Origin of the sequence: Bradyrhizobium guangzhouense (assembly GCF_004114955.1) — a bacterium.
Taxonomy (GTDB): Bacteria; Pseudomonadota; Alphaproteobacteria; order Rhizobiales; family Xanthobacteraceae; genus Bradyrhizobium; species Bradyrhizobium guangzhouense.
This window is the reverse complement of sequence record NZ_CP030053.1, coordinates 4693321-4708849: the sequence shown is the minus strand read 5'-3', so window position 1 is coordinate 4708849 and position 15529 is coordinate 4693321. Positions and strand designations below refer to the sequence as shown.

Annotated in this window: 14 protein-coding genes and 1 riboswitch; of the genes, 11 read left to right on the top strand and 3 right to left on the bottom strand. The window is 66.9% G+C overall.

Going from position 1 to position 15529, the window contains the following annotated elements; translation table 11 throughout:
• Window position 1 precedes the first annotated feature (1 nt).
• Both XH91_RS22795 and cobJ read left to right on the top strand, forming a co-directional pair.
• On the top strand, window positions 2-733 hold the full coding sequence (locus XH91_RS22795) for a precorrin-2 C(20)-methyltransferase (RefSeq protein WP_128952655.1): 732 nt from the start codon (window positions 2-4) through the stop codon (window positions 731-733).
• On the top strand, window positions 730-1464 hold the full coding sequence (cobJ, locus tag XH91_RS22790) for a precorrin-3B C(17)-methyltransferase (RefSeq protein ID WP_128952654.1): 735 nt from the start codon (window positions 730-732) through the stop codon (window positions 1462-1464). Before XH91_RS22795 ends, cobJ begins: the two co-directional genes overlap by 4 nt.
• On the opposite strand, the gene XH91_RS22785 is transcribed toward cobJ, so the two are convergent.
• Window positions 1440-2186, bottom strand: a complete 747-nt coding sequence (locus tag XH91_RS22785; RefSeq protein WP_128952653.1) for a cobalt-precorrin-6A reductase — start codon at window positions 2184-2186, stop codon at window positions 1440-1442. The two genes, cobJ and XH91_RS22785, sit on opposite strands and share 25 nt — an antisense overlap.
• A 10-nt stretch (window positions 2187-2196) precedes the next feature.
• Between XH91_RS22785 and cbiE the strand changes: the two genes are divergently transcribed.
• Genes cbiE through cobT form a run of 7 tightly spaced genes read left to right on the top strand, consistent with a single transcriptional unit; the run spans window position 2197 to window position 8369 of the window.
• Entirely contained in the window at window positions 2197-3378 is a 1182-nt protein-coding gene (cbiE, locus tag XH91_RS22780) for a precorrin-6y C5,15-methyltransferase (decarboxylating) subunit CbiE (RefSeq protein ID WP_128954952.1), read from the top strand.
• Window positions 3375-3743, top strand: a complete 369-nt coding sequence (locus XH91_RS22775; protein WP_164933745.1) for a cobalamin biosynthesis protein — start codon at window positions 3375-3377, stop codon at window positions 3741-3743. Before cbiE ends, XH91_RS22775 begins: the two co-directional genes overlap by 4 nt.
• Complete coding sequence (gene cobM / locus XH91_RS22770; protein ID WP_128952651.1) at window positions 3740-4522, top strand: precorrin-4 C(11)-methyltransferase; 783 nt, start codon at window positions 3740-3742, stop codon at window positions 4520-4522. Before XH91_RS22775 ends, cobM begins: the two co-directional genes overlap by 4 nt.
• A complete protein-coding gene (locus XH91_RS22765; protein ID WP_128952650.1) occupies window positions 4522-5832 on the top strand; it encodes a cobyrinic acid a,c-diamide synthase CobB in 1311 nt (436 codons plus the stop codon). Before cobM ends, XH91_RS22765 begins: the two co-directional genes overlap by 1 nt.
• Complete coding sequence (gene cobA / locus XH91_RS22760; protein ID WP_128952649.1) at window positions 5829-6560, top strand: uroporphyrinogen-III C-methyltransferase; 732 nt, start codon at window positions 5829-5831, stop codon at window positions 6558-6560. Before XH91_RS22765 ends, cobA begins: the two co-directional genes overlap by 4 nt.
• Window positions 6557-7306, top strand: a complete 750-nt coding sequence (gene cobF / locus XH91_RS22755; protein WP_128952648.1) for a precorrin-6A synthase (deacetylating) — start codon at window positions 6557-6559, stop codon at window positions 7304-7306. Before cobA ends, cobF begins: the two co-directional genes overlap by 4 nt.
• A 10-nt stretch (window positions 7307-7316) precedes the next feature.
• Window positions 7317-8369, top strand: a complete 1053-nt coding sequence (gene cobT / locus XH91_RS22750) for a nicotinate-nucleotide--dimethylbenzimidazole phosphoribosyltransferase (RefSeq protein WP_128952647.1) — start codon at window positions 7317-7319, stop codon at window positions 8367-8369.
• On the opposite strand, the gene XH91_RS22745 is transcribed toward cobT, so the two are convergent.
• Entirely contained in the window at window positions 8362-8934 is a 573-nt protein-coding gene (locus XH91_RS22745; protein ID WP_128952646.1) for a histidine phosphatase family protein, read from the bottom strand. The genes cobT and XH91_RS22745 overlap by 8 nt on opposite strands.
• 73 nt (window positions 8935-9007) lie before the next feature.
• Window positions 9008-9211, top strand: a riboswitch (cobalamin riboswitch).
• 116 nt (window positions 9212-9327) lie between these two features.
• On the opposite strand from XH91_RS22745, the gene XH91_RS38975 reads away from it, so the two are divergent.
• Together XH91_RS38975 and XH91_RS22730 are read left to right on the top strand one after the other, a co-directional pair.
• A complete protein-coding gene (locus tag XH91_RS38975) occupies window positions 9328-11676 on the top strand; it encodes a TonB-dependent receptor (protein WP_164938301.1) in 2349 nt (782 codons plus the stop codon).
• Between the two features lie 11 nt (window positions 11677-11687).
• Window positions 11688-13130 carry a PepSY domain-containing protein gene (locus XH91_RS22730; RefSeq protein ID WP_128954951.1) on the top strand — a complete coding sequence of 481 codons (1443 nt, stop codon included), beginning with the start codon at window positions 11688-11690 and terminating at the stop codon, window positions 13128-13130.
• Between the two features lie 7 nt (window positions 13131-13137).
• Here the strand turns inward: XH91_RS22730 and XH91_RS22725 are convergent, their stop codons facing one another.
• Window positions 13138-14274 carry an MFS transporter gene (locus XH91_RS22725; RefSeq protein WP_128952644.1) on the bottom strand — a complete coding sequence of 379 codons (1137 nt, stop codon included), beginning with the start codon at window positions 14272-14274 and terminating at the stop codon, window positions 13138-13140.
• Between the last annotated feature and the right edge of the window lie 1255 nt (window positions 14275-15529).

Below are 15529 nucleotides of genomic sequence, written 5' to 3'. Positions count from 1 at the left end.
CATGGGACGCATCATCTGCTGCGGTCTCGGCCCCGGTGATCCCGATCTGATGAGCGTGCGCGCGGACCGCACCGTGCGGGCTGCCAAGCACCTTGCCTATTTCCGCAAGAAGGGCCGGCCCGGCCAGGCGCGACGCATCGTCGAGGGCCTGCTCGCGGCCGACGTCACCGAATATCCCATGGAATACCCTGTGACGACCGAGATCGCCTTCGACAGCCCGGACTATGTCCAGCTTCTCGCCGGCTTCTACGATGAATGGGCGGAGCGCCTCGCGCGCCTGGCGCGTGCCGTCGACGTCGTCGTGCTCTGCGAGGGCGATCCCTATTTCTACGGCTCTTTCATGCATTTGCACACGCGCCTGCAGGGCCGCGTCGAGATCGAGGTGATCGCCGGCATTCCCGGTATGGTCGGCTGCTGGAATGGCGTGGGCCAGCCGATCGCGCTCGGCGACGACGTGACGACGGTGCTGATGGGCACGCTTCCCGAATCCGAGCTCGAACGCCGCATGCGCGATTCCGATGCGCTTGTGATCATGAAGATCGGGCGCAACCTCGCAAAAGTGCGGCGTGCGCTCGCGTCGGCCGGGCGGCTCGACGACGCCTGGCTGGTCGAGCGCGGCACCATGCCTGGCGAGCGCGTCGCGCGGCTAGCCGAGATCGACGCAACGGACTGTCCTTACTTTGCGATCGTGCTGGTGCACGGCAAGGGCCGGCTTCCGGACGCCGTCGAATGACGGGCACGCTGACCATCGCGGGGCTCGGCCCGGGCAGCGATGCGCTGGTGACGCCGGAGGTCTCCGTCGCGCTTGCCGCCGCGACCGATATATTGGGATACGCCCCCTATGTCGCGCGCGTGCCGCCGCGGGCCGGTCTCACCTTGCATCCCTCCGAAAATCGCGAAGAGCTGCAGCGAGCTGCTGAAGCATTGCGGCTCGCGGCCGAAGGGGGGCAGGTGGTGATTGTCTCCTCCGGCGACCCCGGTGTGTTTGCGATGGCGTCGGCCGTGTTCGAAGCGCTCGAACAGGCGCCGCACTATCAGGACCTGCCGATCCGCGTCTTGCCCGGCATCACCGCGATGCTGGCCGCCGCGGCGCGCGCCGGTGCGCCGCTCGGTCACGATTTTTGTGCGATCAATCTCTCCGACAATCTCAAGCCCTGGGCCGTGATCGAGAAGCGGCTCCGGCTTGCTGCCGAAGCGGATTTTGCCATCGCCATGTACAATCCGCGCTCGGCGAGCCGACCGGAAGGATTTGGACGGGCGGTCGACGTGTTGAAGGAAGCCGGGTGCGGCGACCGCCTGGTGATCTTCGCGCGCGCGATCAGCGCGGCTGACGAGAAGATTGTGACCGTGAGGCTGAACGACGCGACACCGGAGATGGCCGATATGCGCACGCTGGTGATTGTCGGCAATTCCCGGACGCGCCGCGTCGGCCGTTGGGTCTATGCGCCGAGGCGGGTAGAATGACCGAGCCACTGCATCACGTCAGTGACGCTCTCGACCCGCGATCGTTCGGGCAATTGCGGTCGCGAGATCATGATGACGGGCAGGCCGAGCTTGCGGGCCGCATCGATCTTGGCGTACGCGCCGTCGCCGCCGGAATTGCGGGCGACGATCCAGGCGATGCCGCGTGCGCGCATCATCGCCAACTCGCCATCAAGCGTGAACGGTCCGCGCGATACAATGACGTCGCCGGCGAAGGGCAGGGGCGCTTCGGGCGGATCGACGAACCGCAGCGTGTAGGCATGCTGCGGCCTCGCCGCGAACGGCGCGATGTGCTGGCGCCCGATGGCGAGGAACACGTTGGCCGGCGCTTCGGGCAGCGCGGCGGCTGCGGCGTTGACATCGTCGACTTCAATCCAGATGTCGCCTGGCGCTCTGCGCCAGGGCGCGCGCTCCAGCGCGATCAGCGGCGTGCCGGTCTCCGCGCACGCGGCGATGGCGTGACGGCTCATCTCGGCGGCAAAGGGATGCGTCGCGTCGATCACATGCGTAACGCCTTCGCCGCGGATGTAATCGACGAGACCGCTCACACCGCCGAAGCCGCCGATGCGGGTCGGCAGCGGTTGATCGGCTGGCGCCCGCGTGCGGCCGCCATAGGAATACACGGCGTCGATGCCGGCACGCGCGATCTCCGCGGCGAGCAGGCTCGCATCGGCAATTCCGCCCAGAATGAGGGCGCGCGTCATGGCTGATTTCCTGCCTGATCCCTGGCTGACCATCATCGGTATCGGCGAAGATGGCCTTGCCGGGCTGTCCGAGGCAAGCCGAAAGGCGCTCGCGGGCGCCGAAACCGTGTTCGGCGGCGAGCGCCATCTTGCGCTTGCCGGGGCGGGGGGCCGCGGTCGCGCCTGGCCGGTGCCGTTCGACGCCAGCGCAGTGCTGAATTGTCGCGGTCGGCCGACGGCGGTGCTCGCCTCCGGCGATCCCTTCTGGTACGGCGCCGGCGCAGGCCTTGCCGAAAAACTCGGGAGTGACGAGTGGATCGCCCATCCCGCGCCCTCGACATTCTCGCTCGCTGCCGCGCGGCTTGGCTGGCGGCTCGAATCGATCGTCTGCCTCGGTCTTCATGCCGCGCCGTTCGAACGCCTTGTGCCGCATCTGGCGGATGGGGCGCAGATCGTTTGTCTCGTGCGCGACGGCGAGGCGGTCGGCGACCTCGCGAAATGGCTGAGCGATCGCGGTTGGGGCGCCTCGGCCTTCTGGACGCTCGCAGCGCTCGGTGGGCCGCGCGAAAGCATCGCAGAGCATCGCGCAGACAGCTTTAGGGGCGAGCTCGCTGGAAACCTGGTTGCAGTTGCGATCGAGGCGATGGGCGGGCAAGGTATTCCCCGCAGTTCTGGGCTTGCGGACGAGCTCTTCGCCCATGACGGCCAGATCACCAAGCGGCCGCTGCGTGCGCTCGCGTTGTCTGCACTGGCGCCGCGTCCCGGCGAGCGGCTGTGGGACATCGGCGCCGGCTCCGGCTCGATCTCGGTGGAGTGGGCGCTGTGTGGCGGGACCGCGACCGCCGTCGAGGCGCGCGAGGATCGCGCTGCGACTATTCGCACCAATGCGGCATCGTTCGGATTGGCGCATCGGATCGCGGTGATCGCAGGACAGGCACCGGACGCGCTCGCTGCGCTGGATGCGCCGGATGCCATCTTCGTCGGCGGTGGTCTCGATCGCGCGATGTTCGATGTGGTCTGGTCGCGGATTGTGCCGGGGGCACGGCTGGTCGCTCATGCCGTGACCCTGGAGACCGAAGCGTTGCTCGGCGAATTGCATCAGCACCATGGCGGCGAGTTGATGCGGGTCGAGATCGCGCATGCCGCTCCGCTCGGCCGTTATCGTTCGTGGGAGACGGCCCGGCCGGTGGTGCAGTGGAGTACGGTCCGATGAAGGTCGCCGGGCTCGGATTCAAACAGGATGTGACGCTGGCCTCACTGCGCGAAGCGCTGGCGGCCGCAGGCGGTTCAGATGGCCTCGCGGCCGTGGCGACCATCAGCGACAAGGCTGACGCGGAGGCGCTGAAACAGCTCGCGCGCGAGTATGGCGTTCCGATCAGGGCTGTGCCGGCCGATGTGCTGGCCGGTATCGATACGCCGACGCAGTCGCGGCGGATCACCGAAACGTTCGGCACGGGCTCGGTCGCCGAAGCCGCGGCGCTCGCTGCGGCTGGTCCGCGGGCGCGGCTCATCGCAACACGCGTCGTCTCGCAGGACCGCACCGCAACCGCCGCAATCGCTGAAGGAGACGGCCCGTGACGGTGCACTTCATCGGCGCCGGGCCGGGCGCGCCCGATCTGCTGACGCTGCGCGGCCGCGACCTGATCGCCGCCTGTCCGGTCTGCCTGTATGCCGGCTCTCTGGTGCCAGAGGGCGTGCTGGCGCATTGCCCGCCTGGGGCGCGCATTGTCAACACCGCGCCGCTGTCGCTCGGCCAGATCATCGCCGAGATTGCCGCCGCGCATGCCGAGGGCAAGGACGTCGCACGGCTGCATTCCGGCGATCTCTCGATCTGGTCGGCGATGGGCGAACAGCTTCGCCGTCTGCGCGCGCTTGGCATTCCCTTTACCGTCACGCCAGGCGTGCCCTCCTTCGCCGCCGCTGCGGCCACTCTCGAAGCCGAACTGACGCTGCCCGGTCTCGCCCAGTCGGTCGTGCTGACGCGCACGCCGGGCCGCGCCAGCGCGATGCCCGAAGGCGAGAAACTCGCGGCCTTCGCTGCAACCGGCGCGGTGCTCGCGATTCACTTGTCGATCCATCAGCTCGACAAAGTCGTCGCCGAGCTCACCCCGCATTACGGTGCGGACTGCCCGGTCGCGGTCGTCTGGCGCGCGAGTTGGCCGGACCAGCGCGTCGTGCGTGCGACGCTGGCAACACTCGATGCCACTGTCGCCGTCGAGATGGAGCGCACCGCGCTGATCCTGGTCGGCAAGACGCTTGGGCTTTCGGATTTCGACGAGAGCCGGCTTTATGCCGCGGACTACGATCGCCGCTATCGGCCGGTCGGCGCGGAGCCGCGCTTTCCGGAGGCGTCGTGATGGCGGCAGGCCTCGTCATCTCCGCGCCGGCTTCCGGTGTCGGCAAGACCACGCTGACGCTGGCGCTCGCGCGCGCCTGGCGCCATCGCGGCTTGAACGTGCAATGCTTCAAGAGCGGCCCGGACTATATCGATCCCGCTTTCCACGCAGTGGCCACCGGCCGCGCTTCGGTCAATGTCGATAGCTGGGCGATGGACCGCGCGACGATCTCACATCTCGTCAGCCACGGGGCGGACGCCGACATCGTGCTCGCCGAGGGTTCGATGGGCCTGTTCGACGGCGTCGCCGCTCGCGGCGTCTCCGGCACAGGCGCCACCGCCGATATCGCGGAGATGCTGGGTTGGCCGGTGGTGCTGGTCATCGATCCCTCCGGACAGGCGCAGACGGCGGCGGCGATCGCGGCTGGCCTGCGCGACTACCGCGCCGGTGTGCGCCTTGCGGGCGTCGTGCTCAATCGCATCGCCAGCCCGCGCCATGAAGATCTGGTGCGGCGCGCGCTGAATGACGCCGGCATTGCCGTGTTCGGCGCGTTGCCGCGCCATGCCGAGATCAGCCTGCCGAAGCGCCATCTTGGCCTCGTGCAGGCCGAGGAGCAGGCGGAGATCGGCAAGCTGATCGACGAAGCTGCGCGCTTCGTCACCGAGCATGTCGATCTCGATGCGGTCCTGGGGTCGGCGGCTTCCTGGTCTCCGCAATCCGCAACGAATGGCCTGAACGTGACACCGCCCGGCCAGCGCATTGCGCTCGCCCGCGATGCCGCATTCTCGTTCATCTATCCGCACATGCTGGAAGGCTGGCGCGCGGCGGGCGCCGAAATTGCGACGTTCTCGCCGCTCGCGGATGAAGGCCCCGATAAAAGCGCCGATGTATGCTGGCTCCCCGGCGGCTATCCCGAGCTTCACGCCGGCAAGATCGCGGCAAACACGGGCTTCCGCAGCAGGCTGCGCGCTTTCGCCGAGACGCGGCCGGTGCACGGCGAATGCGGCGGGTATATGGTGCTGGGGTCCGCTTTGATCGATGCCGAGGGTGTCAGGCATGAGATGGCGGGCCTGCTGGGCCTGGAGACGAGCTTTGCCAAGCGCCGCATGCATCTCGGCTATCGCCTCGCTGCGCTCGCAGCGCCGATGCCGGGCCATCCGGTCGGCGCGCGTCTGCGCGGCCACGAATTCCACTATTCAACGATCCTCGCCCAGCCCGATACGCCGCTGGCGGTCGTGCACGACGCGACCGGCGCGGTCATCGCCGAGACCGGCTCGCGGCGCGGCCGCGCCACCGGCACGTTCTTCCATCTGATCGCGGAGGACCGGTGAGCGGCTTTGTCTCCTTCGTTTCCGCCGGCCCCGGCGATCCCGAGCTTCTCACGCTCAAGGGCGCCGCGCGGCTGCGCGAGGCCGATGTCGTCCTCTATGATGATCTCGCGTCGGGAGCGATCCTCGATCTGGCGCGGCCCGGTGCCAACCTCGTCGCAGTCGGGAAGCGGGCAGGGCGGCCGTCGACAAAGCAGCATCACGTCAATCGTCTGCTGGTCGACTATGCCGCCACGGGCGTCCGCGTCGTGCGGCTGAAGTCGGGCGATGCCGGCATCTTTGGCCGGCTCGAGGAGGAGATCGAGACGCTGCGCCAGGCCGGCATCGGCTATGAGATCATCCCTGGCGTCACCTCGGCTTGCGTCGCCGCCGCGCAAGCCGGCATTCCGCTGACACGTCGTCACACCTCGCGCCGCGTCCAATTCGTGACCGGCGCCGATGTGACCGGCGAGCTGCCGCCAAATCTGAACTGGGCCGCGCTGGCTGACCCCGATGCGACGACGGTGGTCTATATGGGCCGGAGGACCTTTTCGGCGCTGGTCGGGAAACTGATCGAGCATGGCCTTTCACCGAGCACTCCGGCATTGTTCGCGGAATCGCTCGGCCGTGCCGATGAGCGTCTGGTCCGCTCCACTGTTGTCGAGCTTGCCGAGCAACTGGCGCGCGGCGGCGCGGCTTCCACGGCCGCCGTCATCATGTTCGGCGCGCTGGCGGAGGGCGGATCGTCATGATGACGCTGTCCCTGATCGGCATCGGTTGCGGCGATCCCAGGCAGCTCACGCGCGCGGCAATCGAAGCCATCAACGCCGCAGACCTGATCCTGATCCCGCGCAAGGGCGCCGCAAAATCCGATCTCGCCGACCTCAGGCGGACGATTTGCGCCGACGTGCTCACGAGCGCCACCACGCGCATTGCCGAATTCGATCTTCCGGTGCGCGACGCCGCCGAAGCGGATTACCGCAAGGGCGTGGACGATTGGCACGATTCGGTCGCCGCGACCTGGTCGCAGACCATCGCCGATCATCTTGACGGCGCCGGCAAGGTCGCGCTGCTGATCTGGGGCGATCCCTCGCTCTACGATTCCTCGCTGCGCATCGCGCGGCGGCTCGATCCGTTGCCAGACATCGCGGTCGTGCCCGGCATCACCTCGATCCAGGCGCTGTGCGCGGCGCATGCGTTGCCGCTCAACGATATCGGCGAGCCGTTTCTGGTGACGACGGGGCGCCGCTTGCGCGAAGGCGGCTGGCCTGAAGGCGTCGATACGATCGTTGTGATGCTCGACGGCAGCACGGCGTTCCAGTCGCTCGACCCTGATGGAGTTCACATCTGGTGGGGCGCCTATCTCGGCATGGCCGACCAGATCATCCTGTCCGGCGCGCTCGCCGAGATCGGCCCGCGCATCGTCGCCACGCGGCAGGACGCGCGCGAGCGGCACGGCTGGATCATGGACAGTTACATCCTCAAGCGCAGCCCCTAAGCGAGGTAGCATGCTCCCCGAATGGATCACCCAGAAATGCCCCGAGATCTCCGCTGACCATCGCGAGGCGGCAATCGCACGACAGGCACAATTGACAAAGCCGACCGGCGCGCTCGGCCGGCTCGAGCAGCTCGCGATCGAGCTGGCGGGCCTGCAAGCGACCGAACGGCCGCGCGCGGCGCGCGTGCCGATCATCATCTTCGCCGGCGATCACGGCATCGTGGCCCAGGGCGTGTCGGCCTATCCGCAGGCCGTCACCATCGCGATGATGGCGAATTTTGCGTCCGGAGGTGCCGCGATTTCGGTGCTGGCGCGTGAGCTGGGCTCCGACCTTGAGGTGGTCGACGCCGGCACGCTGGCCGAGGATGCGATGCCTGATATCGTCACGGACAAGCCGCGCCATGGCACGCGCGATTTCAGCATCGAGCCTGCGCTCACGCCGGCGGAGCTGGCATTCGCCTTCGAGGCCGGCCAACGCGCGGTAATGCAGGCGATGGCCAATCAGCCCGACCTGCTGATCTTCGGCGAGATGGGCATCGGCAACACCACGACATCAGCCGCGATCGCCGCGAGCCTGCTCGGCATCAGCGCCGAGGAGATCGCGGGCAGTGGCACCGGCGTCGATGCAGCAGGCCGCGCACACAAGGTGCGCGTGATCGAGGCCGCGATCGCGCGCCATGGCGTGGCGGGCGGCTCGCCCGAAAAGATCCTGTGTGCCGTCGGCGGCCTCGAGATCGCCGCGATCTCAGGCGCGATCATCGCGGCTGCGCAGGCGCGCATTCCCGTGCTGATCGATGGCTTTATTGTTTCAGTCGCGGCACTCGCGGCGGTGCGTCTCAATCCGTCGTGCCAGCCGTTCCTGCTGCCGTCGCATCAATCGGCGGAACAGGGGCATCGGCTGGTATTGCGTGCCCTGAACGTGCAGCCATTGATCAGCCTCGATCTCAGGCTTGGCGAAGGATCAGGCGCTGCGATCGCGCTGCCGCTGGTGCGCTTCGCCTGCGCGCTGCACAACGACATGGCGACATTTGCGCAGGCCAATGTGCCTGACAGGCCTAGCTGATCCGCTGATTGACCGACACGACGCGCCAGCCGGTCGCGAGCCGATCGATCCGGGTCAGTGACAGCGGATCAATCACGAAGCGCAAGGCGGCCTGCGGCGTCAGGTCGAGCGCGATGCAGAGCGCCGCCCGGATCGTGCCGGAATGCACGACCAGCGTTGCCGAACCCGCGTCGATCCGTGCAAGCCCCAGCCGGACGCGCGCGACCTGATTCTCAAAACTCTCGCCACCGGGCGGTCGTCCGCGCGCCGGATCGCGCCAGAACTGCGCATAGGCCTCGCCACCGCTGCTGGCGAGCTCGTCATGCCGACGGCCGGTCCAGTCACCAAAATCCTGCTCGCCGAACTCAGCCATCTGCTGGGGCGCGAGTCCCAGCGCCCGCGCGGTCTCGACCGTGCGTCGCGCTTGGCTCGCATAACTAGCCGCATCGGGCGGCAGGCGCTGACGCAGCGCCTCCAGCTGCGCGCGATCGCCGAGGTCGGCGGGCGCGTCATTGGCATGGATGGTCCCCGCGACGCCGTCGACGGGGGCATGCCGTATCAGCCAGAGGAAGGTCTCGCCTTCCATGCAGATCTCCCGGGAAAGTTGGCCGCTGCGGCAATATCGCCGCATCTGGCACATTGACTCTGTCTTCGCCGAAATCCTAGATGGCGGTGACGGTTTCCCCGAAAGGGGGATGAAAAGGGAATGCGGTGCTGGGACGATATCCCCAATGCCGTAGCTGCCCCCGCAACTGTAAGCGGCGAATCCTTCGTCTTTAAGCCACTGGGTCCTCGGTCCCGGGAAGGCGACGAAGCGGTCACGACCCGCGAGCCAGGAGACCTGCCGTCAGCCGTGGTCACACGCGAAGATGTCGGTCGGGGAGTACAGACATTTGGCTTCATCGGAAGGCTCATGGCCTGATGATGGGACCTTGGTTCGCGGTGACGTGCCACTGACGTCACTCCGAGGTCCAGGACCGTGTTTTCCATCCGTATCGTACGACCACGCTGCTTCTTGCTGGCGTCCGCCGTTCTGACATCCTTTGCTGCCATCGACATGCCGGCTGCTTTGGCGCAGCAGGCCCGCGAGCCGCTGCCGCCTGTGGAGGTGTCTGCTCCACAATCCCGCAAGCCCGCCAAGCCGGCAGCCCGGGACGCGGCAAGTATCCGCCGCGCAACAGCGCGCAGGTCAGCGACCGCGCCAAAGCCGGTCGTGCCCAACGTCGCTGTGCCGACGCCTCTCAACAGCAACGCGGTCGCCGAGAGCGCCTCGCGCCTTGGCCTGACGGTGCGGCAGACGCCCGCGACCGTCGAAGTCATCTCCGCCGAGACCATCCGCGAGCAGGGCTACCGCACTGTCTCCGACGTCGCACAAGGCGCGGTCGGGGTTATCGCCGGCGACAACCCGGCCGAGCCCTCGGCCTTCTCGATGCGCGGCTTCACCAACAGCCAGATCAACACGCTCTACAACGGCATCAAGATCGGCCCGCAGAACATGACCTCTCGGATCATGGACACCGCCAATCTCGAAGCCGTCGAAATCCTGAAAGGCCCGGCCTCGCTGATCTCGGGCGAAGGCGCCGCGGGCGGCGCGATCAACTTCGTGACCAGGCAACCGCACACGGGGCCGATCCGGAACGAAGCCGATTTCTCGTACGATTCGCTCAATTCGTTCCGCGCGCATTACGGTTCGGGCGGCAGCACTGATGTGCAGGGGCTGGATTATCGGTTTGACGTCAGCCGTTCCGCGCTCAACGGCTTCGCCGACGACACCAGCACCAGGACGTTCGACGTCTCCGGCCAGCTCAACTACCGCATCTCCGACAGCCTCAAGGTCTGGGGCGCGATCGAATTTCGCGAGGACCGCGGCAAGGCCTATTGGGGCGCGCCGCTGGTGCCCGTGGCGTTCAGCGGCTCACACGCGACGGCAAGCATCGTCTCGGGCACTTACGTCTCGAACTTCAACGGGACCAATCTCGGCCCTATTACGATCGACGATCGCACCTTCAACGCCAACTACAACGTCCTCGATAACAGGAACGTGGCGCAGGAAGTCTGGCTGCGCGGCGGCTTCGAGCTGAAGCTGGCGCCTGATTTGACGCTGAAGAGCCAGGCCTATGGCTATGGCGCGGAGCGCTCCTGGTTCAACAACGAGGTCGAGGCGTTCAACACTGCGACCAACACGGTCGATCGCAGTCGCTTCTATGTCGCGCACAGCCAGCGCCTGGTCGGCAACATCACCGATCTGACGTGGGATGCTGATATCGCAGGCTTCGACAACAGGCTCGTCACGACGCTGTCGTCGAGCTATCTCGATTTCGTCCGGCCGGGTGCCGCGAATTTCCCGGGCGATTCCGTCGATCTCGTCGATCCCGACCGCGGCTTCTACGGCCTGCTCACGACCAGGCAGCAGACCGCGCGGATCGACAACGAGGCGCTGTCGTTCGAGGACCGGCTGAAGCTCACCCGGACTTTCGCACTGATCGGCGGCTTGCGCGTCGAACATATCGGGCTCGGCCGCAACTCGACCGACGTCAACGGCCTGGAGAACGAGAACTTCCCGTTCACGAAGGACTGGGCACCCGTCACCGGTCGCATCGGCTACACCTGGGAAGCCGTTCCGGGCCTGACCTTCTTCAGCCAGTACGCCACCGGCGCCGACGTCTCGGCGAACAACATCTTTTTGCTGGGGCCGTCCCAACCGCTCGATCTCACCACCGCGCGCACCTACGAGACCGGCGTCAAGCACGTGCTCTGGGACAACAGGGCGGAGTGGTCGTTCTCGGCCTACGACATCCTGCGCAGCAACGTCTATGCCGCGGCCGGGGGCCAGACGCTCAACATTGCGGGACAGCAGGAATCGAAAGGCGTCGAGCTCGCGGGAGCGGTCCGTCCGATCGAGCCTTTGCGGCTGTGGGCCAACATCGCCTATGTCGATGCGCGCTATGCCGACTATGATTTCGCGGGCGGATCGTTCTCGGGCAATACGCCGCCCAACGTGCCGCGCATCGTCGCCAATGCCGGCGCATCCTGGCGCTTCTTCACGCCTTGGCCGCTGGAGGTCGGCATCACCGGCCGTCGTGTCGGCGACCGCTATAACAGCGACGCCAACACTGTGACGATGAATGCCTACACTGTGGGCGATATCTATGCCTTCGTCGATATCCCCAAGACGACCTTCAATGCGGTAGATCAGGCGCGCCTGACTTTCCGGGTGCGCAACGTCACCGACAAGCGCTACGCGATCTGGGGCGATCCATTCTATCCCGACCAGATCCTGCTCGGCGCGCCCAGGACCTACGAGATCTCGGCGGCGTTCAAATGGTAGGCGCCGACCGCATGATGGGCGCGATCGTCCTTACGCACCGCTGGCTCGGGATCGCGTTCTGCCTGCTGTTCGCGATGTGGTTCGCGAGCGGGATCGTGATGCATTTCGTTCCGTTTCCGTCGTTGACGGAGGCGGAGCGTTTCGCCGGCCTTGCGCCGGTGGAGGGCGGAGCACCGATCATTCCGGTTGCCGACGCGGTCGCGGCGAGCGGCATCACCGAGGCCACCCGCGTTCGCCTGATCCAGCGCGGCGACGGGCCGGTCTATGTCGTGTCGGGACCCTCGCGCCTGCGGGCGATCCATGCGTCGGACGGGGCAGACGCCGCGGTGGAGTTTCCCGATCTCGCGCTCGTCATTGCACGAGACCATGCCCGCCGACGCGGGCTGGATCCAGCACACGCCACGATCGCTGCACGCGCGGACTATGATCAATGGAGCGTCCCCAACGGGTTCGATCGCCATCGGCCTTTGTTCCGCGTCGCTCTCGACGATGCGGCCGGAACGGACATTTACATCTCGTCGCGCACCGGTGAGGTCGTGCTCGACACGACCCGCTGGGACCGTCGATGGAATTGGGTCGGCAGCGTCCTGCACTGGATCTATCCGACGGTTCTCAGGAGCAACTGGGCGCTGTGGGACCGGGTCGTCTCGACGCTGTCGCTGGCGGCCTTGATCATGGCAATGCTGGGCGCGGTGCTCGGCGTCGTCAGAACTAGGATCCGCAGCGGCCTCGTCTCATCGCCTTATCGCGGCTGGCACGCCCTGCATCACATCATCGGTCTTGTTTCGGCAGGTTTCGTGCTGACCTGGATCTTCAGCGGCTGGCTCTCGATGGATCACGGCCGGCTGTTCTCGCGCGGGCAATTGACCGCGGCGGAGGCGCGGTTAACGAATGCCGTGCCGGACTGGGGCGCGGCGACCTCTCTCGCTCAGCAGCCGCTATCGACCTCATCCCGCGAAATCGAATGGTTCGCTTTCAATGCGCATGTCTTTCGGCGCGATCGGACCGGCCTTGGCAGCCAGGCCTTGATCAAAGCCGGCGCGCCGATCCGCAATCGGCAAGCCGCGTTCTTGGCTGAACAGGACATCCTCAACCTGACCACACGCCTGGCGGCCGGATGTGACGCCGTGTCCATTCTTGCCGACAACGACGCCTATCCTGCGCGGTCCATCGTTCCCGGCGCGCCCGTCTATCGCTCCCGCTGCGGCGATCTCTGGTTCGATGTCGATGGGGCCGACGGCAGCATCGTGCAGCGGCTCGATGCTTCGCGGCGGGCCTATCGCTGGGCCTACAGCGCGCTGCACACGCTGGATTTTCCCATCCTCATCTCGCATCCGCGCCTGCGCGATGCTCTGATCGTCGGGCTTTGCGCGCTGGGCCTGGCATTCTCCGTCACGGGCATCGTGATCGGCTGGCGGCGGTTGCGGGCGACAGTTGTGCCCCAAGCCGCATGACGCGCCTTCATATTTTTCTGGTCACGGCGCGCGCCGACAGCGTGACGACGCACATCAGCGCGGCGAGCATCCAGAATGCCGCCGGCAATCCGACGGCATGGGCGACAAAACCGATGCCGGCAGGGCCGACCAGAACACCGGCATAGCCGGCAGTGGTGATCGACGCCACCGCCAGCCCGGTGGGCATCGCGGTCTGCCTGGCCGCGCCGCGGAACAGCACCGGCACGAGGTTCGACGCGCCGAGGCCGATCAGCAGGAAGCCGGCGATGGCAACGGCCGCGCTCGGCGCCAGCAGCAGCACGGCAAGGCCTGCGACCGCAAGCAGGCTTCCCCCGATCAATGTCGCGCGATCGCCGATCCGGGCCACGACGGCATCGCCGCCGAGCCGGCCCGTGGTCATCGCGATCGAGAACACGATGTAGCCGATCCCGCCGCGTGCCTCGCTGACGAGACCTGCGCCGATGACGAGCAGGGCGCCCCAGTCCAGCATCGCGCCTTCGATCAGGAAGGTGACGGCCGCCAGCAGCGCCAGCAGCAGCACGATGCCGTGCGGCAGCACGAACAGCGGCCCGTCCTGCGCCTGCGCCCGGCGCAACAGGCGTGGTGCAGCCATCGCCATCGCGATCAGCATCAGCACGGAACAGATCAATGCGCTTCCGAGCGGCCCAAGTTGCAACGACAACAGCGCCGTCATCACCGCCGATCCCGCGAACCCGCCAATGCTGAAGAGCGCGTGGAAGCCCGACATCAACGGTTCGCCCGCCGCGCGTTCGACCTCGACGGCGTGGATGTTCATGGCGACATCGATGGAGCCGAGCGCGCCTCCGAATGCGAGCAGCGTCAGCGCCAATGCCGTGGGCGTGCCGGCGACGACCAGCAGCGGCAAGATCAGGGCGAGGCCGATCCCGCCGGCGATGATGATCGGCTTGGTGCCGTAACGGGCACTCAAGATGCCGGTCGCGAGCATCGCGAGCACCGAGCCGATGCCGAGGCTGAGCAACAGCAGGCCGAGCACGGCGTCGTCGACCGCGAGCCGCTCCTTCGCGAACGGAACCAGCGGTGCCCAGCACGCAAGCCCGAAGCCGGCGACCAGGAACGAGAGTCGCGTGGCGAGCCGCGTCGCCGGCCGGTCGGCTGAGGTCATCGATGGACTCCGGGAGGAAAACGCGCGCGATCGCGGGCAAGGAGTGTGCTTAGATCATCAACGGGAAGCGAAGGCCAGAGTTCCGGCAGCGCCGTGAGTTGACGTTTTGTATCATGATGATGTCGTTCGAAAGCTTGCAGCGACCGTCTTTCCGGGGCGCGCCAAGCGCGAGCCCCGGGATGACGGCGGAGAGAAGAGCTCTCCGTCGCCCCTGTTTCGCGGGCCTGTCAACCACCGCCCGTCAAAAAATTCCACTTTACCGAAATTCGGATTTGTCGTATGTTTCGTCCATCCTGATCCGGCGAAGAGGGGCGGTCGTACGTCGTCACGAGCCGCGGATCGGGTTGCGGTGGACGCGAGCGGCGCCGTCGCGGATGCGGGTGGCAGGGCGGGGCAGTGGATTGAGCCGAGCCCCGTGAGCCGTCGGCAAGCCGCGTTGTTCGAACGGCGCCTTGTCTTGCGTACGGCAAAACCGTGTGGTCCCGGCCGTCGTCGCTACGGCCAAGTCTTGCGGATGCGGCATCGGCGCCAACCGGCGCGGTGCTGGTCACTTCCGCACGGCGAGGGAGGCCAGAAGGAATTCGGCTCCCGGGAGAGCGCGGCATAAGCCGTCCGACCATCGCGCAGGGAAGGCCGTGTGTTCGGCTTCACCTGTATGCCGCTGTGCAGTTCCTTTTGCGCTACATGCGCACAGCGGACCGTGGGTGCCGGCCGGCACCCGGCCTTCCCTGCGCCCTTTCTTTCGAGGGGCGTGAAAGGTAACGCAAAACTCGGGCGAAACGCGCCGCGAGATGGCGAAGCCGCGGCTGCAAGACCTTGGGCTTGGGGGCGCGCATGAAAGGAAGCTGAGCTGACCGCTGCGCATAGCTCATAGGCATCCGACGATCCCCAACCGCGCTTCGATCGCCTGCAAATTAGTCAGCCGGTCGAGGCGCTCCGGTTGCAGCGCAGCGGAGATCACGATTTGCGCGGAAAACCGCGATGCGCCGCAGGTTTCTTTCGGGAACGTTGCTCCGCGCCTATGCTCATTCCGCGGGCAATGTGACCCGTCGAGACGGGGGACGCCCGCACCTTCTGGGCGTGCAGCGCGGTCGTTGCGCGTGAGGGTTTATCATGGCGCGTCGGTAAGATGCGGAGCGAGGGAGCGGACGGCATGAAAGCTGCTTGGCTGGAAAGACGCCGTTCGGCCACGTTATGCTGCGCGCCGACCCGCCCTTGAAGCTGCGATCGCCAGCCTCGCCAAAAAAAAGTCGTC